Annotated in this window: 18 protein-coding genes and 1 CRISPR repeat array; of the genes, 7 read left to right on the top strand and 11 right to left on the bottom strand. The window is 46.8% G+C overall.

The window, feature by feature from the left end:
• Positions 1-144: 144 nt before the first annotated feature.
• On the top strand, positions 145-1245 hold the full coding sequence (locus tag QUA42_RS04275) for a precorrin-8X methylmutase (RefSeq protein WP_333135392.1): 1101 nt from the start codon (positions 145-147) through the stop codon (positions 1243-1245).
• 51 nt (positions 1246-1296) lie between these two features.
• Positions 1297-5731: a CRISPR direct-repeat array (repeat unit 37 nt; unit sequence GTTTCAATCCCTGATAGGGAGTTAGGTTAATTGCGGC).
• Positions 5732-6011: 280 nt separating this feature from the next.
• On the opposite strand, the gene QUA42_RS04270 is transcribed toward QUA42_RS04275, so the two are convergent.
• The 6 genes from QUA42_RS04270 to QUA42_RS04245 form a co-directional block, all read right to left on the bottom strand.
• On the bottom strand, positions 6012-8129 hold the full coding sequence (locus QUA42_RS04270; RefSeq protein ID WP_333135390.1) for a DNA-binding protein: 2118 nt from the start codon (positions 8127-8129) through the stop codon (positions 6012-6014).
• Between the two features lie 264 nt (positions 8130-8393).
• A complete protein-coding gene (locus QUA42_RS04265; RefSeq protein ID WP_333135388.1) occupies positions 8394-10160 on the bottom strand; it encodes an NACHT C-terminal helical domain 2-containing protein in 1767 nt (588 codons plus the stop codon).
• Positions 10161-10510: 350 nt separating this feature from the next.
• Positions 10511-11203, bottom strand: coding sequence for a hypothetical protein (locus QUA42_RS04260; protein ID WP_333135386.1), 693 nt, complete (start codon positions 11201-11203; stop codon positions 10511-10513).
• Positions 11204-11353: 150 nt separating this feature from the next.
• A complete protein-coding gene (locus tag QUA42_RS04255) occupies positions 11354-12070 on the bottom strand; it encodes a hypothetical protein (protein WP_333135384.1) in 717 nt (238 codons plus the stop codon).
• A 38-nt stretch (positions 12071-12108) separates the two neighbouring features.
• Complete coding sequence (locus QUA42_RS04250) at positions 12109-12882, bottom strand: PP2C family serine/threonine-protein phosphatase (protein ID WP_333135382.1); 774 nt, start codon at positions 12880-12882, stop codon at positions 12109-12111.
• 185 nt (positions 12883-13067) lie between these two features.
• Positions 13068-13730 carry a VWA domain-containing protein gene (locus QUA42_RS04245; protein ID WP_332953856.1) on the bottom strand — a complete coding sequence of 221 codons (663 nt, stop codon included), beginning with the start codon at positions 13728-13730 and terminating at the stop codon, positions 13068-13070.
• Positions 13731-13977: 247 nt separating this feature from the next.
• On the opposite strand from QUA42_RS04245, the gene QUA42_RS04240 reads away from it, so the two are divergent.
• Positions 13978-14580 carry a Uma2 family endonuclease gene (locus QUA42_RS04240; RefSeq protein ID WP_333135380.1) on the top strand — a complete coding sequence of 201 codons (603 nt, stop codon included), beginning with the start codon at positions 13978-13980 and terminating at the stop codon, positions 14578-14580.
• 52 nt (positions 14581-14632) lie between these two features.
• Positions 14633-14887: a DUF6737 family protein gene (locus QUA42_RS04235; RefSeq protein ID WP_333135379.1), complete on the top strand. Its 255-nt coding sequence runs from the start codon at positions 14633-14635 to the stop codon at positions 14885-14887.
• 100 nt (positions 14888-14987) lie between these two features.
• Here QUA42_RS04235 and carB read toward each other — a convergent pair whose 3' ends face one another.
• The 3 genes from carB to QUA42_RS04220 all read right to left on the bottom strand — a co-directional run bounded on the left by carB (position 14988) and on the right by QUA42_RS04220 (position 19302).
• Positions 14988-18299: a carbamoyl-phosphate synthase large subunit gene (gene carB / locus QUA42_RS04230; protein WP_333135510.1), complete on the bottom strand. Its 3312-nt coding sequence runs from the start codon at positions 18297-18299 to the stop codon at positions 14988-14990.
• Between the two features lie 513 nt (positions 18300-18812).
• On the bottom strand, positions 18813-19052 hold the full coding sequence (locus QUA42_RS04225) for a hypothetical protein (protein WP_333135377.1): 240 nt from the start codon (positions 19050-19052) through the stop codon (positions 18813-18815).
• A 91-nt stretch (positions 19053-19143) separates the two neighbouring features.
• Positions 19144-19302, bottom strand: coding sequence for a hypothetical protein (locus QUA42_RS04220; protein ID WP_333135375.1), 159 nt, complete (start codon positions 19300-19302; stop codon positions 19144-19146).
• 314 nt (positions 19303-19616) lie between these two features.
• Between QUA42_RS04220 and QUA42_RS04215 the strand changes: the two genes are divergently transcribed.
• The 4 genes from QUA42_RS04215 to QUA42_RS04200 all read left to right on the top strand — a co-directional run bounded on the left by QUA42_RS04215 (position 19617) and on the right by QUA42_RS04200 (position 23050).
• Positions 19617-19874 (top strand): hypothetical protein, encoded by a 258-nt coding sequence (locus tag QUA42_RS04215; protein ID WP_333135373.1) that lies wholly within the window; start codon positions 19617-19619, stop codon positions 19872-19874.
• Entirely contained in the window at positions 19867-21090 is a 1224-nt protein-coding gene (locus QUA42_RS04210) for a murein transglycosylase A (protein WP_333135371.1), read from the top strand. Before QUA42_RS04215 ends, QUA42_RS04210 begins: the two co-directional genes overlap by 8 nt.
• Positions 21091-21230: 140 nt before the next feature.
• The gene (locus tag QUA42_RS04205) at positions 21231-21938 is read left to right on the top strand and encodes a tetratricopeptide repeat protein (RefSeq protein WP_333135369.1); all 708 of its coding nucleotides are present in this window, start codon (positions 21231-21233) and stop codon (positions 21936-21938) included.
• Between the two features lie 224 nt (positions 21939-22162).
• A complete protein-coding gene (locus QUA42_RS04200; RefSeq protein ID WP_333135367.1) occupies positions 22163-23050 on the top strand; it encodes an ROK family protein in 888 nt (295 codons plus the stop codon).
• A 152-nt stretch (positions 23051-23202) separates the two neighbouring features.
• Here QUA42_RS04200 and QUA42_RS04195 read toward each other — a convergent pair whose 3' ends face one another.
• Both QUA42_RS04195 and QUA42_RS04190 read right to left on the bottom strand, forming a co-directional pair.
• A complete protein-coding gene (locus QUA42_RS04195) occupies positions 23203-23625 on the bottom strand; it encodes a hypothetical protein (protein WP_015174977.1) in 423 nt (140 codons plus the stop codon).
• A gap of 462 nt (positions 23626-24087) precedes the next feature.
• Positions 24088-25746 (bottom strand): CTP synthase, encoded by a 1659-nt coding sequence (locus tag QUA42_RS04190; protein WP_333135365.1) that lies wholly within the window; start codon positions 25744-25746, stop codon positions 24088-24090.
• Positions 25747-25795: the final 49 nt, after the last annotated feature.

Raw genomic sequence — 25795 nt, 5'->3', positions numbered from 1 at the left:
GTAGAATGACTCCTGTAGCCTAAACCTTGACATTAATGTCAATGTCAAGAGTAAAACCAAACAAAATTACAAAACTCAATAACGCTGCATACCCATCTGCGTCCATCCGCGTTTATCCGCCCATATCTGCGGTTAAAAAATCCCATGCAACAATACCTGACAATCAAACAACTTACAGAAGCGGTAAAAGGCACAATTACCCCTCGGATGGTGCGACATTATCACGCTTTGGGGCTGCTATCTCCGGCGGTGCGATCGACTTCTAACTACAGACTGTACACCCGCAGCGACGTGCAAAGACTGCAAAGAATAGTCGCACTCAAGCAGCAAGGCTTTCAACTGTCTCACATCCGCAAACTATTAGAAACAGACGCGGATGCTTCCCCAGACGCGCTGATGGCGACTCTGCAACGGCAATATCTGTCGGTTATTCAGCAAATTGTTCGCCTCAGAGAAACGGCTTCGGCGCTGGAAGGATTGCTGGGACGGGATATTTCCTGTCAAGCGGTGCAAGCGGACGCCCTGGCGCAATTAAGGCTGTTGCAGGCGGAAACTGAGGGGGGGTTGGATGAGTTGGAACAACTTTGGGAGGCTTGGGATGCGGGGGCGCACACTCACCCGGAGGATTTTGGGGAGTCGTTGCAGCAGTTATTGCCGGATTTGGCCGATCGCTCGGAAATTGAGGTAGACTTGCTTTCTAAACTGGTGTTAGCCTGCGGTGATTGTTCGCTGCTGCCGTTTGTGAAGTTGAGCGAAACGGCGATTAAATCGGCGCGGGAAGCTTTGAAAAATCAGTGTCAAATTGTGGCTGATGTGCCGCCTGTTTTTGCCGCTTTGGATGGGACAAGATTGGCGCATTTGGGAACAAGTATTGCAACTTTAATTGACGATCCGCACATCAATGCTGCGGCGGAAGCGGAACAGGAATTTTGGCAGCAGGGTGAGTGGTTTGAAAAGTTGTTGAAACTCGAAAAAGGATGTATATTGGTGATAGGATATGCGCCGTCTGTGCTGATGGCGGTTTGCGAGGCGATCGAGAGTGGGCAACTGCAACCGGCTTTGGTAATTGGAATGCCGATCGGTTTTAGTCATTCTCCGGTGGCGAAACGGCGGTTAGTGCGATCGGGCGTTGCTTATATTACGACTGTCGGGACTTTTGGCGGCGGGTTGTTGGCGGCGGTTGCTTTGAATGCTTTGGTTGAGTCTTTGATTGAAAAGCCGAATTGTCACTGTCATCTTAAGTGAAGATGGAATTTAGGTTTATGGTGGCTTAATTTGTTTTTTACTCTTTTATTCGTTTCAATCCCTGATAGGGAGTTAGGTTAATTGGGGCCACCAAAAGGTTTGTAGCGACACTCGCCGGAATTGTTTCAATCCCTGATAGGGAGTTAGGTTAATTGCGGCATTTCTGCGTCTTTTTCTGCAACTATAATTTTTGTTTCAATCCCTGATAGGGAGTTAGGTTAATTGCGGCAATTGCGGCATTGCTGCCACTGCTTCTCTGTAATCTTCAGTGTGTTTCAATCCCTGATAGGGAGTTAGGTTAATTGCGGCTCATACTGATCAACACATTTAGTATCTCCCTCTCGTTTCAATCCCTGATAGGGAGTTAGGTTAATTGCGGCGCAATTTGAGCATCAAGCGGGGCATATCCAGTCCGTGTTTCAATCCCTGATAGGGAGTTAGGTTAATTGCGGCATTGCTTAGGTAGCTTAAGTAGTAAAGCAGTCGAGTTTCAATCCCTGATAGGGAGTTAGGTTAATTGCGGCTTAATGGAGTTGAGCGAGCCGTTAGGCATCGAGCTGTTTCAATCCCTGATAGGGAGTTAGGTTAATTGCGGCGGTAACGTTTCTGAGTTGACCGGGAACATCGGTAACAACTTCGTTTCAATCCCTGATAGGGAGTTAGGTTAATTGCGGCTTGAATAAAAGGGCGATCGTGACAAACTACCGTAGCGTTTCAATCCCTGATAGGGAGTTAGGTTAATTGCGGCCCGATTCCAGTGGGTTTTCCGGTAATTGGATCGAGTTTCAATCCCTGATAGGGAGTTAGGTTAATTGCGGCGCGATTGATTGGTAAGTTTGACTAATGCTTCTGTGTTTCAATCCCTGATAGGGAGTTAGGTTAATTGCGGCGAATTGCTTACGCAAACCAAGCCGATTTAATTCGGGTTTCAATCCCTGATAGGGAGTTAGGTTAATTGCGGCGGCACAAATCCTAGCCAGCGGCCAATTGAATCCTGTTTCAATCCCTGATAGGGAGTTAGGTTAATTGCGGCTTTGATGATTTTGCGCTCGTCACAGAAATCTTCGTTTCAATCCCTGATAGGGAGTTAGGTTAATTGCGGCTGTTATGCTCATCGCCCGGTCTGAGGCGGAAAAAGGTTTCAATCCCTGATAGGGAGTTAGGTTAATTGCGGCTTCTCATTGGTTATTTCCTTCTAAGTTACAGCAGGTTTCAATCCCTGATAGGGAGTTAGGTTAATTGCGGCTCGGGTGCTGCAGCCGGAGGCGGATCTATTTTGCGCCAGTTTCAATCCCTGATAGGGAGTTAGGTTAATTGCGGCTGTTAATTTTATTGCCTGTCCATGCTGAAAATAGTTTCAATCCCTGATAGGGAGTTAGGTTAATTGCGGCATTAGAAACCGCACGATCTGGGATTGACTATTTTCGTTTCAATCCCTGATAGGGAGTTAGGTTAATTGCGGCTGGTTTTGCCGCTGCCGGGAATTCCGTAAATAAGGTTTCAATCCCTGATAGGGAGTTAGGTTAATTGCGGCGCCGAAGTACGACATCAATAACCACATGGATTCAATGTTTCAATCCCTGATAGGGAGTTAGGTTAATTGCGGCCGGGATTTATTGGAAGGGTAGCAATTATGAGATTTGGTTTCAATCCCTGATAGGGAGTTAGGTTAATTGCGGCCTCCCGAAACTTTTTGGCCACTAAATACAGTTTGTTTCAATCCCTGATAGGGAGTTAGGTTAATTGCGGCGCGATCGACTTATGACCTGGTGCTATCAGCAGGGTTTCAATCCCTGATAGGGAGTTAGGTTAATTGCGGCTTAACCCCTGGATTCTAAATTGATATCTATTCTGGTGGGTTTCAATCCCTGATAGGGAGTTAGGTTAATTGCGGCCCGGCTTGAATTGCCCAATTCCTGTTGGCAGTCCCGTTTCAATCCCTGATAGGGAGTTAGGTTAATTGCGGCAAGTGCAACGTTTAGTTCGCCAATTTCTTGAGTTTTTTGTACGTTTCAATCCCTGATAGGGAGTTAGGTTAATTGCGGCGTGAATCTTGCCATTTGCTTCAATCACATCACCCTGGTTTCAATCCCTGATAGGGAGTTAGGTTAATTGCGGCAATGCTAAATACGCTCAACTTGGCAGTAGAAGAGGGTTTCAATCCCTGATAGGGAGTTAGGTTAATTGCGGCATTGAAAACGAGTATCTAGCACTACAGGCAGCGGGTAAGCTTGGTTTCAATCCCTGATAGGGAGTTAGGTTAATTGCGGCTCAACAAGTATTTTAAGCCCTTCTGGACTATGCCTTGTTTCAATCCCTGATAGGGAGTTAGGTTAATTGCGGCGATTTACCTAGCTATGATGTTAAATTGCTTGATCTAGTTTCAATCCCTGATAGGGAGTTAGGTTAATTGCGGCAAAGCTTCATGCGATACGAGTGCTATTGTTCTGATGCCTGTTTCAATCCCTGATAGGGAGTTAGGTTAATTGCGGCCCAGTGTTGGCCGCTGCGACCGGAATGGGCCGATCAGTGGGTTTCAATCCCTGATAGGGAGTTAGGTTAATTGCGGCCAAACTTTTAACGAACTCGTAACGAACCTCTAACGGTTTCAATCCCTGATAGGGAGTTAGGTTAATTGCGGCACTTAGGTGCAGGGCTCACGGCCCTGTATCGGTAGCCCCTGAATTGTTTCAATCCCTGATAGGGAGTTAGGTTAATTGCGGCGTGGTTGAACGAAATTAATCCACTTGTTTGCGAAAGTTTCAATCCCTGATAGGGAGTTAGGTTAATTGCGGCTCTTCAGCCCCCCTACGAGCATCTGGGACAACCTGCGTTTCAATCCCTGATAGGGAGTTAGGTTAATTGCGGCTTGCCGAGAATATGAGTAAAATCATGGCCGTTGTGTTTCAATCCCTGATAGGGAGTTAGGTTAATTGCGGCCTCGACGGAATGGCGGAATCCAAATTGATTGTTGACGTTTCAATCCCTGATAGGGAGTTAGGTTAATTGCGGCTTGGTCCCGGTCAAGGAGAGCCTTCGGGAGTTGTTTTGGTTTCAATCCCTGATAGGGAGTTAGGTTAATTGCGGCCTGATAATTTAAATACTTTAAAGGAGTTCGCCACTGGTTTCAATCCCTGATAGGGAGTTAGGTTAATTGCGGCTTAAAACGTGCGGATAATACTTTACCTCTACTAGAAAGTTTCAATCCCTGATAGGGAGTTAGGTTAATTGCGGCCGGCTGTTCGTCGGTGATTAAACCGGTTTTGCTCGGGGTTTCAATCCCTGATAGGGAGTTAGGTTAATTGCGGCCAGAGAGGTGAAAGCCTGCAAGTATCGTTCCCACACGTTTCAATCCCTGATAGGGAGTTAGGTTAATTGCGGCGAATCCATGCCTCTCACAGGCAGCAAGCAGCAGCGGTAAAGTTTCAATCCCTGATAGGGAGTTAGGTTAATTGCGGCCCGAACTAGAAAAAGTAAATAAATTCTTTGCCGCTCAAGTTTCAATCCCTGATAGGGAGTTAGGTTAATTGCGGCCATTTGCGGTGCTGGCATCGAAAACGGTTTTCCGTTTCAATCCCTGATAGGGAGTTAGGTTAATTGCGGCTTGGCTCTTTGTTGCAGCCTAGAGTGTTTTCTTGCGGTTTCAATCCCTGATAGGGAGTTAGGTTAATTGCGGCGCGACTATAAGGGGCCGCCGTTCTCTACCCGCTACGTCCGACGTTTCAATCCCTGATAGGGAGTTAGGTTAATTGCGGCGCGAAAGTTTGACAGCGGCGATCGCCCTTTTGCGGGTTTCAATCCCTGATAGGGAGTTAGGTTAATTGCGGCGGATAATGTGGATCTAACCCGGATACGCCTGCTTGTTTCAATCCCTGATAGGGAGTTAGGTTAATTGCGGCGGTGTTGGTATTGATACTTTTCTTGCTGCATCTCAAGTTTCAATCCCTGATAGGGAGTTAGGTTAATTGCGGCCAAACGAATCTTGAAAACCTTATATATCAAGCACCGTAAGTTTCAATCCCTGATAGGGAGTTAGGTTAATTGCGGCATCTAGATCCTGCACAATTTGGGTGTTTTCTGTGTTGTTTCAATCCCTGATAGGGAGTTAGGTTAATTGCGGCCTAAACTGACTCAGGAAGATGTAAGCGATATTAGGCGTTTCAATCCCTGATAGGGAGTTAGGTTAATTGCGGCCAAGTTGGCGAAGTGCGGGGATTCCGCGACTATGTTTCAATCCCTGATAGGGAGTTAGGTTAATTGCGGCCTCCAGGGTTGAAAATGCGCTCAACCGCTTTTGCGTGTTTCAATCCCTGATAGGGAGTTAGGTTAATTGCGGCGAACTGCTAAAAATAAATTAATCATCAGAATCATCGTTGTTTCAATCCCTGATAGGGAGTTAGGTTAATTGCGGCAAGTGTGGTCGTATTTAAAAGCAACTCGATCGCCTGCGTTTCAATCCCTGATAGGGAGTTAGGTTAATTGCGGCCGCCCGTTCCAGAAGTCTTGCTGTATTTAGTTTTCAAGGTTCATTTGCGTCTAGCTAAAACAAAAGTACCATTTCAGCCTTCGACTTGTCAATACTCAACTTTTTAGACAGCCCTAAAACCCTTATCCTGCATAGATTTCAGCGATTGCGTCTGCCATATTATTGGTTGAAGGGCCTCTAACCCTTACAGGATCTACATTATAGCCCCAAAATTTAACACCTCGATTTTTACAGCTACTCATAGACGCATTTTCAACCCAAAAAACAGACATCAACCCGATCACCACTTGCCCAACGCCCCCCAAACAGTACCCGAAACCACGCCCCAAATCGCCCCCAAACCAGCCCCCACGATCGCCCCCGCCACAGGCCCCAACTCCACCGGCACGCCAGCGCTAACAGCCGGAAACATCGCAGACACCACCGCCCCCAACACAGCACCCGCAAAAGTCCCCAAAAAACTGCCCCAAATCGCCCCCAAAGCCCCACCCTTCAAGCCCGAAGGCTGAAACGAAATCGGCAGCTTCGGCGCAAACCCGCAAAAACCCAACAAACCCCCAGAAACCACACCCCCAACAGAACCCACACCAGCCGCCACGATCGCCACACCCAGCAGCAAACCCGCAAACTCATTCACCGGCCGCATCTGGACACCGTATTGCTGCCACACCACCAGCCCAGCCCCCAAAAAAACACCAGCCAGAGTCCCCATAAACGAGCCCCAGACAGCCCCCAAAGACCCTCCCCGCCGGCCCCACACCCTCCCCGCCGGCAGCGCCAGAGGAGGCCGAAAACTCGCCCAAACACAGCCCCAGACAGCACCAACTCCCGCCCCAGCCAAAATCCTCTCCCCGATCCCCGGAGTGCTATTAATTGCCCCAAACACCGCACCGCCGATCGCCGCCAACAAAAAAGCCCCCCAAGCCGCCCCCACAAAAACTCCGCCCCACTTCCGCCAAATCTGATTCGGTGGCAAAGTAAAAACGCCCCACATCATCCCAAAAAAACAGCCCCAAATAGTACCAACAAAAATCGCCCCCAAAATAGCGCCGCCGCCCTCAGCTATTACCGAATAAATCCCCCCGATCGCCGCCAAACACAAACTGCCCCAAACACCTCCCCAAGCAGCATCCTGAACAATGCGCTCAAACTTGCCCACGGGAACCCGAGGCGCAGGAGTTCGACTCCGAGGAGACATCGGCATCGGTAGCAAGGGCACTGCGTACTGACCGAGGGGGCGGGGCAGCCCCGTGGCGGGCTGTTGCCGGCGCATTGCGGGCTCCCTCACGACGGGCGGTGGTTGGGGCTTTTTACGCTTGATTTTCGCGGGTTGCAAGTGCAATCCGTTGCTGATTGCTTGCCGCGAAGGAAACGGATCGCGCCCTTTCAGGAATTTTGCCCGATCGCACCAAGGGCAGCGACTGAGATGATTTCCGTATTTATGCTGACTATTTCTGCTGCAAGTAACCAAAGCATCTTCGGCTTCCCGAATCGCATTCACCCAAGTTTTCGCATCCGGGCGCGCCGCAGGATTGCCGTGCCCTTCCTCAAAACAGCGGATAAACATCTGCCGCAGTCGCGGATGCAGCATCTCGAAAGGAGGCGCAGCGGGCATCGGGCGGTAGGGAATCCGTTTCGTACCTGTGGGGAAATGGCCCGATCGAATTCTCGCTTCCAAAGACGGTGGTTCATCGCTACCGAGATAAACTCCCGCAAACGGGTGCGTACCTTCCATCAGCAATTGAAAAATTAATACCGCTAAACCGAACAAATCGTGCTCTGGAGCTCGATCGATATCGCGGAAAGTCTGCCCCTGCAACTCCGGCGGCGTAAACTCGGGTTTCCCCACGGGACACCGATAAACGTAACCTGTATAAGGATCGCGGACTTGAAACGAATCCGTGTCTACCAGTGTTACCAACGCCGTATCCGTCACGAGAATGTTCGACTCGTTTACGTCGCCGATGACGTAACCCCTGACGTGGAGGGCATTTACAGCCGAGGCGAGATTTCTGGCGGTACGGTGGAGGTAAAGATAGCTAAATAGCGGTTTTTGTTCGCGCCTGGTTTTGGGAGTGTAGAAAGTGTGTACCGGCATCACTTTGTTGACGCGCGGCATCACAAAACCGACAATTTTTTCTCGCCCGCCCACAGTATGCAGCAAATCGATCGGCCAAGCAATGGAAGCGTGCCCGGGTTCCGCGATCGGCGCATCCGGCGGCATACTGAACATGACTGTGAGTTTGTCGCCGTCTTCGTCTGTCGGTTTGTGGTAGATTTTTGCTACAAGGGACGAGTCTTGGGCGATCGGGTAGATGCGACCTTCACCCCCACTGGCGATCGCGGTTTTGGTGTCGATCGCAATCAGTTGTCCGCTAAATTGGCGCTGCAACTGCATAGAATTCCGTTATGGGATACAGGATTTGGAAGCCATGACTCAATAAACTTGACTTGCCCATTAAATCTTACCTTTGTTATGACTTAGACACCGGTGAAGAGAAACCGGGTTTTTCACCAAAAGACGCGTTGCAGCCCGCAGATTCGGTAAAAAACCCGGTTTCTTGGGTGGGAGTGGGTAAGCCCTGTTTCCATTGGTGGGATGGGCCTCCCGCCCGTCCATCCATTAGTGGGATGGGCCTCCCGCCCCTCCGCGCTATCCAAATTAAATGTGAACCAGCTTCAAATCCACCGACAATAACAACATTTTATCCTCAATTTTTTGTCTGACGGCCGGTGTCACCTGACAATTATCGCTGTTGAGGCATTCCACCAGCAAGTTGTGGGCATAGTAATACTGTTTCAGCAAAGTTTTCTGTTGGGGGCAAAAGTCTCGATTGTAGCCGATCGCAGTTTTGAATTTTGCCAGCCAACTGCAACCGCACTCTTTGCGCCAGTTTTTCCAGTTTGGCAAATCAGGCATCTCAGTCTGAAATTGTGCCAGCAGTTGTTTAAGTTCTGGTTCAATATCCAGCGCCCAAATGCCAACCAAAGTACCCGCCACATCATTATCAAAAGCCAATTTCAGAGACTCGTTAACATCGGCAAATTCTACATTTTTTCCAGCTTTTGCCAAACAATTCCGAAACTTGCGAACTTTCGATCTATCAAACTTCAAACTCGGATCGAGGACGCGAGTCAAAGCCAAATCTAGGACGCAAACTAAGGCTACATAAAAAGCGCGAATTTCGACGGGTTTGAAATTCCTTTGCACTAACTGACACTTGTGATTTGCCCAGATTAGCAACTGCTGCAAAGTTTCATCTTTAGCCGCCATACTGTCTAATTTTTGTTGCATCAGCAGCAAAAGTTCGTCAGCCGGTTGCAAAAGGCTGACAACTCTCACAAATTCACTTTTCCACTTTTTGTCGGTAATTCGGCTGACTAATTCTGGCAGCGAGTCAGGGTTGGCACTGTCAATCACATATTCTGGTTGAGTGTCGCTTTCTTCCAGCAGTTCGTCAACTGCGCTTTTGATAAAGTTATCCACCAACCAGTCGCGGGTACGCGAAAAATTGCTCTCCAACTCTAGGTAATGACTGCCTAATTTTGCCTTAAAGTCTTTGGGAAAAATCTTTTTAGCCACTAACATAGTTTTCCAGCGAGTTAGCTGGCTGGCTTGGCGTTCGGGAAAGCGGTTGTACAAATAGTCGATCGCGATCGCATCTAGAATATCCGCACCCAGGATTTCCCGCCGTTTCACCTCGTTTTCTGGCCCTATTTGTCGCCGCTGAGTTAAATCCCCATGCTGGCTAACAATTGGTTCAATCAAGTGCTGGATCAGCCAGTTTCCCCCACGGAAAAAATCCCGTTCAAACTCCAAGTAAATCGCGCAAAACAAAGCCTCAAAAGTTTCCGAAAGCAATCTATTGTACTCGCTTTCGTCGGTTTTTTTCCGATTCCATACGCGCCAACCGAGTTGGTTTAATTTCAAATTTTGTGCAAATTCCGCCAGTTTTTTCGGGTCTGCTAAACGAGTTTTTAAAGTTGATATAGCATCTGGATCGAGTTCTGGATATTCGCGGTACAGGTAATCGGTAACAACAGCACCGAAAATCGCTCCGCCTAAGAGTGACAGCCGTTTGTACTTAACGTCTTGCCAAGCGGGAGACTCCTCCGGGCGATCGGAGTAATAGCTGGTAGAGTTACGGCAATTTAAGGCAATTTCCAGCAGTTTTGTCTGCTGAAAGCTGGGAATGTCGAGCGCTGCTTTGACTGCTTCAATATCTACATTTTTATGTTTAATTCGCTCTAATTCTTCTTCACATTTACCCCACTTTTCCAACCAATCACCGCCCGCATCTTCAACATACAAATCTACAAAATCTACCCCGTAATTCATCCATTCTTCCTGCATTTTTCTGGCTGCTTCCAGTTCTTCCCAGACTTTTTGCAAGTTATTTTCAACGATGCTCGTACCTTGTACAGTCATAGTATTTGATTTTGATGTAATTTGATTTTATTTCCAACAAGTCCACCGCGAGTTAATCAAATCTCAATTCAATTTAGGCAGAGTTGCTAATTATTTGATAAGAGTGATTGCTGCGGTAAATCTTCCCATTGCTTAGCTTTCCTATCAAGCACCTGTTGCCACCGTCTCGCAGACCCGTCTCGGGAACAGAAAAGGGGAGGAAAAATCTTGGTCTGTTTTCCCTTTTCCCGAAGCAGGCTGGGGCTTAGGTTTTTGGCATTGTCTAAAATTGTGCAATATGTGAGTTAGTCAAATTTTTTTTCACAGAGTTTGGAGCAGTCGAACTATTCTCAGCAGCAGATATGCTTGATTTACGGGAACTTGAGGTAACGACCGGCGGGCAAATTATCACTATTATATAATGCAATGTTAACTAACTGATTCAGGAAATTTGCATCGTTTTTATCATAACTTAAAAATAATCCTCTGTCAATCCCCCAATCTTGAAGAGTTTGTTGCCAATTCTGATATTTTTGTTCAGAGAATTCATCCGAAAGAGTTGTGACTTGAATGCAGAGGGGCTGCTGTTGGCGGCTGCTAACGATCGAATCGGTTGCCATAGAAAGATCTGCAACATATCGATACAAAACAGTGCCTTGGCGATCGACAATTCGGGCTGCGATCGCACGAATCACGATATCATCTCCCGGATCGAATTGGCCGGCCTTGAGTTTTTGTTTCCAGATGTAAAATTTGCGATCGTTTTCGCTCAGCCATTTAGGAAATAGATAGCTGTACCAATACCTTTCCCCCGGAGTCATTAACTCAAACGCGGCTTGCTGTTCTCTTTCCGAAGGTAGAGATTGAACTGTCAGCCAAACCTGAGAATCTCGGATAAGCTGCAGCAAAAAAGCCATCACAAATTTTTTAGCCGTTAGCGAACCGGGTTTAACATCTTTCACCCAGCGATTGATTTCATCCAATCTTCTCGCCAAACTCGGATCAATTGGATCTGCTGCGCTAATTAGGGAGTTGAGCTTATCCTTAATATCTTGTGCTTGCAAACGACGACCTACTGTACAAACTAAAGCAGAATTGTTGACACCTCGATTTTATTATAGAACCGCACCAAATTTTCACCGCTCATTAGACATCTACCAAAATTTTTGTGGGGCAGGTATCCTGCCAGCCCTTGACTTTATTTGAGTAGATGCCTATTCAATAGTTGCTGCCGATTCCCGCAGCTCCTTGTACAATAAAACCATATAAACAGTCATCAACGGTACGACTAAGAATCCCAGTAGGTTACTCACCATCTGAGATGCTAGCGAATTTCCCAATCTTGAACCGATTAGTCCAGAAATCAATATTGCTGGCACAAGAGCCACAATAGATATCAGAAAATTAGAGCGAAATAACAACCACCAGCGCCCTTGAGTTAATTTCCAACTGCTGTTAAGACTATCCTGTACAGTAAAGTTATTAATAACAGTAACGTAAGATGAAAACATTAAACGAGATAATATATAACATCCGGGAATTTCTATTATGAGTAGAAGCCAGCCTGGCAAAAACAAATGGAACAACATAATCCCTATAATCCCTGCTAAAATAAGAACTACAGGAATAAAATAAGCCAAGATGAGTTGCAGCAATCTCCTGTTTGCTTGATTAAAAGCCTCACTCACAGTTACTTGATTTCCTGTCAAACTTCGGTAACTGTAGAAAATCATAGCTCCCGACAAGAAGGGAATTAGCACGAACAAGTAGATAATATTCAAAGGAATAGCTGCTGAACCCAAACCAAAATTATTCAGCAGCATAATTATCAAAGTGGGAGAGTTGATTATCAACAGAGGAGCGTATATAGATCCCATCTTAGCAAAGGTTTCTCGCAACAAGTATATTGCACTAATTGGTTGATCTATCATTATTTTGTAACCACACTTTATTCGTGGATTTAAACAGATTAGACAGGGCTAGAAAAAGTTGCTAACAATAATGTTAAGTCATCATCGGTGCGTTCGGAAACGCGGGGCGATCGCAAAAATGACTCTAACTGCTGTTTCGCATCTTCCTCTTCTTTCCACTCACCAGAAAACCGAAACAAAGGCGCAAAAAACGGCCCGTGTGGCGTGCCTTCTGGGATTTTGAGAGCTAGCATTTGCAAGCCGTCCGAAAAAACTGCTAAGTGCCGCAGTTTTTCCCGCAGTACCTGAAATTGCGCTGTTTCGATCGCATTCGGCGAAATCAAAAACACGGTTTCGTTGATGTATTCGCCACAGGGAGGTACAGTCAGGGCGATCGCATTTCCTGCACTGTCACCTGCTACCGCCGCACCGTCACCGATTTGAGCAACTGCGATTAATTCTGGCGTAGCAACAACCGCAATTAAAGTGCAGGCTAAATCTCTCGGCGCCACTGCCCGCACTGCCGCTTCTGCTTCCACCTGCGCCCGCGCGACTTGCAGTGATGCTGTCAAGAATACCTGCCATTCGTCGTCATTTTGAGGCAGCTTTTCCTGTTGCTGGCAAATCGTTTCAACAACCGCTTCCACAGCAATTTTCGCCCCAATTTCTGCGAGTGCTGCAGATCCCGCGCCATCGGCAACCGCTGCCGCTAAAACACCGTTTGGCAAGAGACGCCAGCAGTGGGCATCTTGACAAGGCTGCGATCTTTTTTCGTGGCTCGTACCTATCACCGATGCCGCTACAACTTGCCAATTAAAGGATGAATTCTGCATTAATAACTCTTTAACTCAAAACTTCGTAAATTCACAACTATGCAAAGTCTGGACGGGTTTATTTATCCCTAATTAGGTAGGGCGATGCACAGCACACCTTACTTATGATGTAGGGCTCCATGCACACCGCACCTTACCGCTGGTCACTTACTAATGACCAATGATCAATGAGCAATGACTAATACCTAAACAGTTCCCCATCCGGGTGGCGGCAGTGCTACTTGTTCATCAATTTTTGAGTGAGAAACTCTCTGCATACTAGCCGACAGCCAGATGAACATCTCTCTAAAGTCTAGTCCTCTCAATTTTACAGGCGTGCGCTCGACAATTTGCGCCAGACGGGTGATATTAGCACCTTCCACTCCGACTGCAAAAAATGCCACGCGCTTGTTAGTTTCTTCCTCTTTAATCCGCTGTGCTGCTATTTCCACAACATCGTCTGATTCACCTTGAGGTTCGCCGTCAGTAATCATAAATACCCACGGGCGGTAGTAGGTAATGCCGTTGTTGCGGTATTCGGATTTGCGAGCCGCAATAGTATCTAATGCTAGCTGAATGCCAGCGCCCATGTGGGTTTGTCCTTGAGCTGTCAGCAGTGGTGTCTCGAACTGGTCGGCGGTCACGAAGTCTTGCACGACTTTGATATGATTGTCAAATGAAATAATCGCGACTTCGACTCGCTTTTTAGCTAGTTCGTCTTTAATTAGGTCATTCCTAAAAATTTCCAGCCCCTCATTCAAGGCATCTATGGGTGCGCCTTGCATGGAGCCGGAGGTGTCCAGCAGGAGGACGCAGGGACAGCGCGGCTCTGGGTTTTCGGCAAATTCTACGGCTTCGTCTAGTCTCATGGTTCGGGGTTGACCTGGGAGTGGCTCGATTTCTAGGTTTGTTACTTTACTGTATCAAGTCAGTAACAAATTTAAGTGCAAATTGCTAGGGCGATCGCATTTTACCATTTACGTGAATCGATTGTAGATTTTTGATTGTATATTATTTTAGATTTGAGAATTGGATGTCTGCCGTCAAAAAAACAAATTTCTTCCTGCCTGTGGTAATATAGACTAATAGTATTAGTGCCAAATAACGATAAATCTTATGATTGCAACAGCCACACAGAAATTAACCTTTGACCAATTCCTTGTAGAATGTCCAGAAGATGGACGCTATGAACTGGTAAATGGAGAAATTCTAGAGATGAATGCGACAAGAAATCATGATGATGTTGCTGATTTTACGTCGGACTCATTTAAAGATCAAGTTAAACGGCTAAGTTTAAATTATGTAGTCAACAATACCGCCGTTATCAGAACTGTAAGTAAAGCGGGCATCGAACAAGGGCGGAGACCGGATGTCAGCGTAATAGATCGCGACTTGTGGCGGTCGAACCGTTCTGCTTATTCTGCCTTACGAGAACCAATTCAACTGGCAGTGGAAGTAACATCAACAAATTGGGAGGACGATTATATAGACAAATTGGACGAATATCGGCGTTTGGGAATTGTAGAATATTGGATAGTCGATTATTTAGCAATTGGTAGCAGGGAATTTCTGGGAAATCCCAAAGTGCCAACTGTATTTGTTCACCTTTTGGATGCAGAGGGCAACTATCAAAGAAGCGCGTTTAAAGGCAGCGAACGAATTGTATCGCCGACTTTTCCCGAATTAGCGCTGACCGCAGAAGAGGTGATGAATGTTTAACTTCAGTTAATCCAGCTAGCCAGACTATTCTACATAAAAAATCACTGAAAATATGAAATCTGTTTCTGAAAAAAAACTTTCCGATCAAAAAGCTATTAGTCCTTGGAGTTACAAACCTTGGTGGTGTCAGCCTTGGTCGATTCTTTTAACTGGTACTAGCCTGATTAGCGGTAGTTGGTTTTTATTGAAAACTGTTTGGATAACTGTTTTAGTCGCGATTCCTTTATTAGCCTGGATGGGTTTTTTCTTGTTAGTTTGGCCGAGGTTGATGCTGTCTAACGGAGTTTTGGATTCCGATGCAGATTAGGTTTTGGTGGTGCACACCTTAGGTTTAGGTTTTGGTAGTGTGCACCCTATATTGTGGGTAAGGTGCGCGGTGCACACCCTACCTTCGAGTGTTTCGCAGTCTAGGGTTGCGGGTAATAGTCTTGAATTGCTTTTACTTCCATCGGGTGGGATTTGAGCGATCGAATTCCCGCTGCTGTCGCTTTGGCACCGGCTATTGTCGTAATAATCGGGATTTTGTAAGTCAAAGCTGTGCGGCGGATAAAGATTCCGTCGGCCCGCGATTCTTCGCCGGAAGGTGTGGTAATAATTAGTTGAATTTTCTCATTCTTGATCGAATCCAACAAATTCGGCCGCCCTTCGTGCAGTTTTAATTCCAAATCTACCTCTAAACCTTGCTCTCGCAAAACTTTGCGTGTTCCGTGAGTTGCGACTACTCTGAAACCCAATTCTAAGAATTCCTTGACAACGGGTACAACTGCTAGTTTGTCCCGATCGCTCATCGAAACCAGCACGGTTCCCAACAGCGGCATCATTTGTCCCGCGCCGAGTTGAGCTTTGGCAAAGGCTTTGCCAAAATCGGTGTCAATTCCCATTACTTCGCCAGTCGATCGCATTTCTGGCCCTAACAAGGTATCAGCGCCCGGGAACTTAGCAAAGGGCAATACAGCTTCTTTTACCGAAACATGAGTGGGTATAATCTCTTCAGTAAAACCCAAAGCTTCTAGAGTTTTGCCAGACATGACTCGCGAGGCAATTTTTGCTAAGGGAACTCCGATCGCCTTGGACACAAAAGGCACTGTTCGAGAAGCTCGCGGATTAGCTTCCAAGATGAAAACTTGTTCTCCTTGAACAGCAAATTGAATATTCATCAACCCGATTACTTTCAGGGATTTTGCTAATTCTACAGTCCAGCGGCGGATTGTTGCCAAAGCTGCGTCAGAAAGCGTTTGGTAAGGGATAGAACAAGCAGAGTCGCCGGAGTGGATTCCGGCTTCCTCGATGTGTTCCATAATACCGCCGATCGTCACATTGCCAGTAACATCGGCGATCGCATCTACATCAACCTCGATCGCATTCTCCAAAAACTTATCAATTAAAATCGGATGATCCGGTTCTACCAGCACGGCATAGGTCATGTAACGTTCCAATTCCGTATCGGAATAAACAATTTCCATGGCTCGTCCGCCTAATACGTAACTCGGTCGCACCACTACCGGATAACCGATCCGTTGAGCTACTATTAAAGCATCCTCAAAACTGCGGGCTAAACCGTTAGCAGCTTGCTGAATATCCAATTCCCGCAGAATCTTTTCAAATCGCTCCCTGTCTTCAGCAGTATCAATGGAATCCGGCGAAGTTCCCCAGATTTTTGTTTGTACATCGGGGTGATTTTCCAGAGATGTTTGTAAAGGAACCGCTAATTTCAGCGGCGTTTGGCCGCCAAACTGAATAATTACTCCCTCTGGATTTTCGGCTTCGATGATGTTGAGAACATCTTCTTTTGTTAGCGGTTCAAAATACAGGCGATCGCTCGTATCGTAATCCGTCGAAACCGTCTCCGGGTTCGAGTTGACCATAATTGTCTCAAAGCCGTCTTCTCCTAGGGAATAGGAAGCGTGACAGCAGCAGTAATCAAACTCAATTCCCTGTCCGATCCGGTTCGGCCCGCCACCTAAAATCATCACTTTTCGTTTGGTAGAAGGCAAAACTTCCGACTCCGGCGCGAGACTGTGGCCTACAGGCGAAACTTTCTTTTCTTCATCGCCCAATTCCCAAATTGCCGCTCCGGCTTCGTAGGTGGAATAATAATACGGTGTAAACGCTTCAAATTCAGCGGCACAGGTATCGACTGTTTTGTAAACCGGAATTATGCCTAACTGTTTGCGGTAAGCGCGGACTTGATCTTCCGGTGTTTTGGTGGCGTAAGCAATTTGGCGATCGCTAAAACCCAACTGCTTTACTTCAAACATTGTCTCTTTTGTCAACTCTTCCAACCGCGTTCGTTTCAAGAACTTCTCAGTTTCCAGCAATTCCTGCATTTTATCCAAAAACCAAGGGTCGATTCCTGTGAACTCGAAGATATCTTCCACCGACATTCCCATCATCATCGCGTGGCGAACTGTAAAAATGCGTTCGGGATTTGGCGTCCGCAATCCGGCGCGAATTTGTTCCAAACTCGGCAACTTTTCCGGTTTGTCGCACCCGAAACCTGCGCGGCCTGTTTCCAATCCCCGCAGAGCTTTTTGGAAGGATTCGTTGAAGCTGCGCCCGATCGCCATTACCTCTCCTACTGACTTCATTTGCGTTGTCAGAGTCGGTTCGGAACCGGGAAACTTTTCAAAGGCAAATCGGGGAATCTTCGTCACCACATAGTCAATTGTCGGCTCAAAAGACGCCGGAGTTTTTTTGGTGATATCGTTGGAAATTTCGTCTAGGGTGTAACCTACCGCTAATTTTGCCGCCATTTTTGCAATGGGGAAACCAGTTGCTTTCGAGGCTAAGGCGGAGGAACGGGAAACCCGAGGATTCATTTCAATAACGATGAAATCTCCGTTGACAGGATTAACGGCAAATTGAATATTGGAACCGCCGGTTTCAACTCCGATTTCGCGGATAATTTTCACCGAAGCATCGCGCAGACGCTGATATTCTTTGTCTGTGAGAGTTTGTGCCGGGGCTACGGTGATAGAATCGCCGGTGTGGACGCCCATCGGGTCGAGATTCTCGATCGAACAAATAATCACCACATTATCTGCCAAATCCCGCATTACTTCGAGTTCGTACTCTTTCCAACCAATCAAAGATTGTTCGATCAAAATTTGCGATACTGGACTGGCATCAATCCCGCCTTGTGCCATTTCTTCAAACTCTTCTTGATTGTAAGAAATGCCGCCTCCCGTACCTCCCATGGTAAAAGCAGGACGAATAATTAACGGATAACTGCCGATTTGGTGAGCAATTGCTTTGGCTTCGTCGAGAGTGTTGGCAATTCCAGAAGGGCAAACGGCGACCCCAATTCGTGCCATCGCTTCCTTAAATAATAGCCGATCTTCAGCCATTTCAATTGCTGGCAACTTAGCACCAATTAACTCGACATTGTACTTTTCTAAAACGCCATTTTTAGCGACGGCAACTGCTAAATTTAGCGCTGTTTGACCGCCCATTGTCGGTAAAATTGCTTGAGGTCTTTCTTTAGCGATGATTTGTTCTAGGATGACTGGCGTTAGAGGTTCGATGTAAATGCGATCGGCAGTTTCCGGATCGGTCATAATTGTTGCAGGGTTGGAATTCACCAACACTACTTCAAAACCTTCTTCTCGCAACGCTTTGCAAGCTTGTGTCCCTGAATAGTCAAATTCGCACGCTTGACCGATAACAATTGGGCCGGAACCAATGAGAAGAATTTTTTTTAAGTCTTGACGACGGGGCATAGGTTCGTAATTAGTAATTGGACAAGGTGGAGGATTAATTTGATATTTTGCCTCAGTCTTAGGAACAGGCTTTCTGAGCTGTTCCCCCCAAAGCTTACTCAAAATAGTGCAAGTTTTGTTGTTAATTTGAAATTGTGCACCATTCTCAGCCTTTTGGAAGCAGAACCTCGCAACTCCGGCTGACAGACACCCCCAGCTAACCAGAAATATTGATGAGAAAAGGGTGCAGTCGATCGGTAAATCAAGACTATTTTAAGTGTTGCGGTCAAATCGTGTTCTAAAATACACAATCCCTGTATTCCGCCTGATTAATCATTGTAGAGACTTCAGCCAAGGCGTGTCCTGACTGTGGGGAACGGGTAGAATTAACCGGGTTGGATGATGAAATTTTCCGTAGCTTGCGGAGCGGGACGCCATCGCCCTCCGAGGATGTCACCATCACAGATCCAGCTATGTAGCCGCGGCGATGGAGGACACGGCAATGCCGTGTCCCTAGCGTATTTCAGCCTATTTTTAAGCTTTGCGCGATCGGCGAATGAGTACGCTTATAACTTGTCCCGGCTTTGCACCTCGCTGTGGCGGACTCCAATCCCCGACGGCGGCAAATCCCAGTCGGTACAAGGTGTGGATGGTTTCTAACACGCCTGCGCGGGAACCGACAACCGTTATCCGCACGACTTCCTGTTCGGATACTGCTGAGTCGGAATTTGGACGCGCGGACAAGTTATCGTCAGGTACGAATTCCTGTGACATAATATGGTCTCCTGGTTTTTGGTTTTCTAGGAAAACCCAAAAACCCAGCCGCCCCGCACGTTAACACAGAGCAGGGCGGCTACAGAGAGTGTTAAAATTCTCCATTAGCCTCCAGACTGCTGCTATCAGTTTGGCGGTTAGCTGTCCATTGCTGTTGGTAGCAGCTTTGGGCAGTGCAACTAGATTTTTGAGCGACGCGGGCTGCTTCCTCTTTGAGGAAAGCAGCCTTAATTTCACAGCGTAGCCGCAATGGGGGGCCGCCGTCAATCGATTTTAGATTTTAGATTTTAGATTGAGATTTTCCAGCAGCAACTCTCCGGTCTCTCCCACCCTCCGCTTCTCCCCGTCTGTCCCTCTCCCTCCACCCAACCTACTAGATGAGGGAATGCGCCGAGGAAGAGGTAAAATATGGAATCGTTCCAAAAGCTTAAAATCAAAAATCTAAAATAAAGATATGCCTAGAACACAAGTGCGAATATTCCGTGCGCCTGCTGCTTGAGGGCAACCACATCAATTTTAGATTTTAGATTTTAGATTGTCCTCCAACAACTCTCTCCATCTCCTATGCCTAGAACACCCAGCGAATATTCCGTACACCTGCTGCTTGATGGTGGCCACCGCGAAGAAGTGCGTTTCGCAACGCTGCAAGATTTTCAAAAGTGGTACAGCAGTACGCTGGTGCCGAAACAAGATTCAAGAGAATTTCTTAACGTCCCGATCAAAAATATTCAAGGCGAATACATGGTAGTTCGGCCTACCAGCGTTCTCGCAATTCGCGTAGAACCGATATTTACTTCTAGCGTCGAACGATTCGATGAATAAGGAAAATAATCAATTTAGTAGGGAAGATTGGAAATTGAGCAAGATTTTTCGCTATCAGCTATTAGCGATCGCCTGTTGCATTTTGGCGATCGCTTTTTCGGTGCCCGCCGTTGCAGCCCCGCCACTGCAACCAATTAGTCTAAATCAATTGCAAGCTGGCGAGTCGGATGATCTCGCCTTTGACGCTCAAATCTGGGGCGAAAATGGCAAACCGGGCGATCGGGAATTGCTGTTAAAGTCGATCGACAACAGCCTCCGCTATCTCAATACATCGGCCGCCGCCACTGCTTACAGCCGCTATCCAGTCGCAGGAGTTACGCGCGATCGAGTTCGGCGTTCCCTCGATCGATTCCGCCAATTAGTTGTCAGTTCCACAACCCCTGCACAACTTCAGGAATCGGTCAAGCGCGAATTTGTATTTTACAAATCTACGGGCAAAGATGGCAAAGGAACAGTCGCATTTACGGGTTATTTCGAGCCGACTTACGCAGCATCTCGCACGCCTAATTCCGAATATCGTTATCCCCTGTACCGGATGCCGCCAAACATGGCATCTTGGCCGAAACCTCACCCGACAAGATTGCAATTAGAAGGCGAAGATGCTTTGCAGGCAAGTAAAGGATTGCTGCGAGGATTAGAATTAGTTTGGTTGCGCGATCGATTCCAGGCATTTCTCGTGCACGTCCAAGGTTCTGCGAGATTGCAGCTAACAGATGGTAGCGTGATGACCGTCGGTTTTGCAGGCAAAACCAGTCACAGTTATACAGGTGTCGGGCGAGAATTAGTTAAAGACGGAAAGTTTACTTTAGAAGAGTTAAATTTGCCAAAACTAAGGGAATATTTTACCAACTTTCCCGCAGATATGAACAAATATTTGCCCAAAAATGAAAGCTTTGTATTCTTCCGGGATACTAATGGAGTTCCAGCCACAGGAAGCATTGGAGTGCCAGTAACTGCCGAAAGGTCGATCGCCACGGACAAAGCTTTAATGCCCCCCGGTGCACTAGCATTAATTAGTACAAAACTCCCTTATCCGAATGCGGCGGGACAACTAGAACAAAATGCCGTGAATCGGTACGTTTTGGATCAGGATACGGGCGGTGCAATCAAAGGTGCGGGGAGAGTTGACGTATTTATGGGAACGGGGAATTTAGCGGGCGATCGGGCCGGTTTTATCAACTCAACAGGAGAACTGTATTATCCGCTTTTAAAGTAGATTAATTCTACTTGATGTGATTGTTTGCTGTGCGTCGCAATCCCGGACACGGCAGTGCCGTGTCCCTACAGATATTATCGCCGGCAATCTCTATGTAAATTGCTATAAAATATAAAATACCCACCCTCCCAACCCCACAAATGCTAGACAAAATTCTGCAATTCTTCAAACGACTAATTCAGCGAATATTGGGAACCCCAACCAAACCCTCCCCGCCTTCAGAAAATACCACCATCCGCCCAACCTTAACTGACGCGGAATACGAGTCGAAATTCATGGAAATTCTCGAAGGAGTGAATGCCGGTTGGAGTCGCGGTGATGTAGCGGGATTCTTAATCGCAAAACGCCTTAAAGATGGTGAATTGGCGACTTGGTTGCGACGGTTTGGGAAAAGATTGTTAGAGGGCGAACATGATGACACCGCCGCTACGGATGCGGTGGCATCGCTTCAGGAATTGGCGCAGCGGCTGGTATTGTTAGGTAGAATTGGCAGCGGGGAATTGTCAGAGGTTGCGAGGCAAATAGGGCGGGAGATATTGACCAGATTTCCGCTGCCGGAGGTTGAGGAGGAGGATACAAATGGGAGGGTGATTGAGGCGGTGTTTGTTGGGGATGGTTTGGGTTTTTCTGGGGAAGTGAACCGCAGAGGCGCTGAGGGTGCGGAGGCAGAATCAGAAGTTAATGTAGATGCTGAGGCGTGGTGCGATCGAGGTAATGAGCAGTATAATTTAGGAAGATTTGAAGAGGCGATCGCATCTTATAACCAGGCAATTGCTCTCCAACCAGACTATCGCGATGCTTTGCACAACCGAGAGGTAGCGCAACGTAAGTTAGGCGAAATTCCATAGGCGAACTCGCTGGCATCCATAATTTTGGCTAGGTATAGCGAGCGACCTGATACTATTAATAATTAATGGCAGTTTGTGTGGCTAATTATCATACATTTAAAAGAGAAGTTTGAGGACTTCATTCCTCAGTACCAACTTAATTTGTAAGGTGTGTTAGGCGCACATACAATAAGTTTATACTATTACAATTAGTTCCAAATTATTGCATCCAAAACCCACATCGAATGACACAAGTAATCGGCATTGACTTAGGCGGAACCGCAATTAAACTCGGCAGATTCGGCGAAGACGGCATTTGTCATCAATCCTTAACTGTTCCAACTCCTCAGCAGGCAACGCCAGAAGCCGTTTTAGCTACAATGACCGATGCTGTTTTACAACTGAATCCAGTCGAAAATGCTGTAAGTGCGATCGGCATCGGCACTCCTGGCCCCGCAGACGCCGCCGGCCGCATAGCAAGAGTAGCAATTAACCTCAAAAACTGGCATAATGTCCCGCTAGCTGACTGGGTGGAAGCTAAAACCGGACTGCCGACCATATTAGCAAATGATGCCAACTGTGCCGGATTGGGAGAAGCTTGGTTGGGCGCAGGAAGGCACTTTAAAAACCTAATTTTAATAACTTTAGGTACAGGAGTCGGCGGTGCAGTTATCCTAGACGGCAAACTATTTGTAGGTCATCAAGGCGCGGCTGGAGAACTAGGATTGATTACTATAAATCCCGACGGCCCGAAATGCAACAGCGGCAATCGTGGTTCTTTAGAACAGTACGTTTCGGTGCAAGCAATTCGCCGAGAAACGGGTTTGGAACCTATAGAATTAGCAAACTTAGCTAAGTCGGGAGATGCTAAAGCTTTAGAATTTTGGCACAATTACGGGCGCTATTTGGGTATCGGTTTGGTCAGTCTTATTTATATTTTGACGCCGGAAGCTATTATTATCGGCGGTGGAATTAGTGCAGGTGCTGAATTTTTCTTGCCACAGGTTCGAGAAGAAATTGAGCGGCGGGTTCTGCCGACTTCTCGCGAAGATTTGCAGTTATTGGTTGCTGAATTGGGCAATCAAGCAGGCATGGTAGGCGCGGCAAAATTAGCTTGGCAGCTTGTTCAATAGTTAAAATTTAAAAAAGCAGCGCATTTTACTGCGCTTTTTTAATATCTAAAATGAGGGGGCAACCTAAGCACTTTAGCTCAAAAAAAAATAAAATGAATGTGAGGAGTTACTAAACATAGTCTCCCTTCATCCTTCAATGACTAATGACTTTTTTATGGCAGAGATTGTCCAGTCGTATTTTTAATGTATTCCTGAATTTCTTGATAAGTTTCCGGGTTGCTTTGGCGGAGGATAATAATATTAGTTGCGCTGTCAGGCAGGCAAAAGCTTAGCCGACCGTTCTGTTCACAAGCAAAAGAGCTAATTCGACTCATATCAATCGCAAATTCTTTGCGGTCATAATGAATTTTAATCCACGAACCTCTAGAATTGCGATCAATGGTTTTTTTGAGGTAATCGAGAACTTGCTTGTAAGCCTCATAATTGCCTTGGGGATTGAGGATAATCGGCTGACTGCTATTAGGCAGCCAAAAGGTGAGACGCTTGTTATCCAGTTCGCTAGAAAAAGCACTAATAGTGTCAAGGTCAATTATGTATGTACTTTTCTCATAAGTAATTTTGCTCCAATAAGCCACAAAGCCTCCTCAAACCTGTGTTTCCTGGTATTTTAGGATAGTTTGACAACTCCTACCATTTTAGATTTTAGATTGTAGATTTTAGATTGGGCATGACAGATGACTATCGGGGTTGGGAAGTTGCCTAAAGTTGCATTTTTTGGGGAAACTGGTATCACCCTTGAAAGCCGTAAAAAGTTAAGAAAAATATTAGCATTTTTACCTTCTGCCTTCTCCCTTCTGCCTTCTCCCTTGTGGTACTATCCCCCCAGCCCTAGCATAGGGGTTGGGGGGGAGGTTTTTCACTCGTTGAGAATGCTGCCCGATATCTAGTCCGGTAAGTGCGACCCCTATCAAATCCTATTGGTCTGTTGGGTGGGTTTTGTAATGTCCATTGTAGGGGCGATTTGAATATTGTCTATTCTGAACCGCCCCTACAGACATCTAATATATCAGAACTAATCGATCGCACATGATATCAGATCAGTTTGCGACAACTTTCCCGGCCACCAAGTCGCGACCCTCATCTTCTAAAACATCCTGCTTTCCCTGGATGCTAGCGGCCTGGATAAACCCTTGAAACAATGGGTGGGGGGTGCTAGGTCGAGATTGGAATTCGGGGTGAAATTGACTGGCTATGAAAAAAGGATGGTTGGGCAATTCGATCATTTCTACCAATCGGCCGTCTGGAGATGTACCGGAGACGGCATAACCTGATTCTAAGAAAAGATTGCGGTAGGCGTTGTTAAATTCGTACCGATGGCGGTGCCGCTCGTAAATCACTTCTTTCTGATAAAGTTTGAAAGCTAGCGTGTCTGGGTTGACACGGCACGGATACAAACCCAGTCGCATTGTACCGCCCAAATCGACTACATCTTGCTGTTCTGGCAATAAATTAATTACCGGATTTGATGTATCCGGGTCAAATTCAGCGCTGTTGGCATCCTCTAGTTGGGCGATGTTGCGCGCCCATTCAATCACAGCACACTGCATCCCCAAACACAATCCCAAAAAGGGTATTTTATGGTGTTTGGCATATTCGATCGCCGCTATTTTGCCGTCAACTCCCCGAACCCCAAAACCTCCCGGTACAAGAATGCCGTTGATATCTTTGAGATAATTATCGAGGTTTCCCGATTCTAAATCTTCTGAGTTAATCCAGCGCAAATTCAGGTCGCAGCCGATCGCAATTGCCGCGTGCCGCAAAGCTTCGACTACCGAAAGATAAGCATCGTTCAACCGCACGTATTTGCCAACTAAAGCAATATCAATTTTGTGATTGGGACTGTAAAGCCTGTTGACTAAAGTTTGCCACTGATGCAAATCTGGCTGGCGATGTTCGAGTTGCAGCAAATTGATGGTTTGTTCCGCCAAACCCTCCTGTTCCATCATCAGCGGCACTTCGTAGATACTTTTGGCATCTTGAGCGGTGATGACACATTCTTCGGGCACGTTGCAGAATTCCGACAATTTCTGTTTCATGCCCAAAGACAGCGGGCGATCGCACCGACAGACTAAAATATCTGGTTGAATGCCGATCGACCGCAATTCCTTCACCGAATGCTGAGTCGGTTTAGTTTTCATCTCCCCAGCCGAAGGAATCCAAGGTATCAGCGTGACGTGCATATACACAACATTTTGCCGGCCGACATCCTTGCGAAACTGGCGAATTGCCTCTAAAAACGGCAAAGATTCAATATCTCCCACCGTTCCGCCGATTTCTGTAATCACGACATCGGGATTAGTATTTTTGGCTACTCGGTGAATTCGCTCTTTAATCTCATTAGTGATGTGCGGAATCACCTGCACCGTACTCCCCTGATACTCGCCGCGGCGTTCTTTGTTGATCACAGCTTGATAAATGGAACCCGTGGTGACGCTATTGAGGCGAGACATTGAAGTATCGGTAAAACGCTCGTAGTGCCCCAAATCTAGGTCTGTTTCTGCACCGTCTTCTGTCACGAAAACTTCTCCGTGCTGAAAGGGGCTGAGAGTGCCGGGGTCAACGTTAATATAGGGGTCTAGCTTCAAAATCGAGACTGAATAGTCCCGCGACTTCAAGAGGCGGCCCAAGGAAGCACCGACAATACCCTTGCCGATGCTGGAAACCACGCCGCCAGTCACAAACACAAATTTGGTCATAGGATTTTCGACTTTAGATGTTTCTGTTTCTAGTTAAGGTAACACTCAA

Origin of the sequence: Microcoleus sp. Pol11C2 (assembly GCF_036701505.1) — a bacterium.
Classification (GTDB): domain Bacteria; phylum Cyanobacteriota; class Cyanobacteriia; order Cyanobacteriales; family Microcoleaceae; genus Microcoleus.
This window is presented reverse-complemented; position numbering and strand designations above follow the sequence as displayed.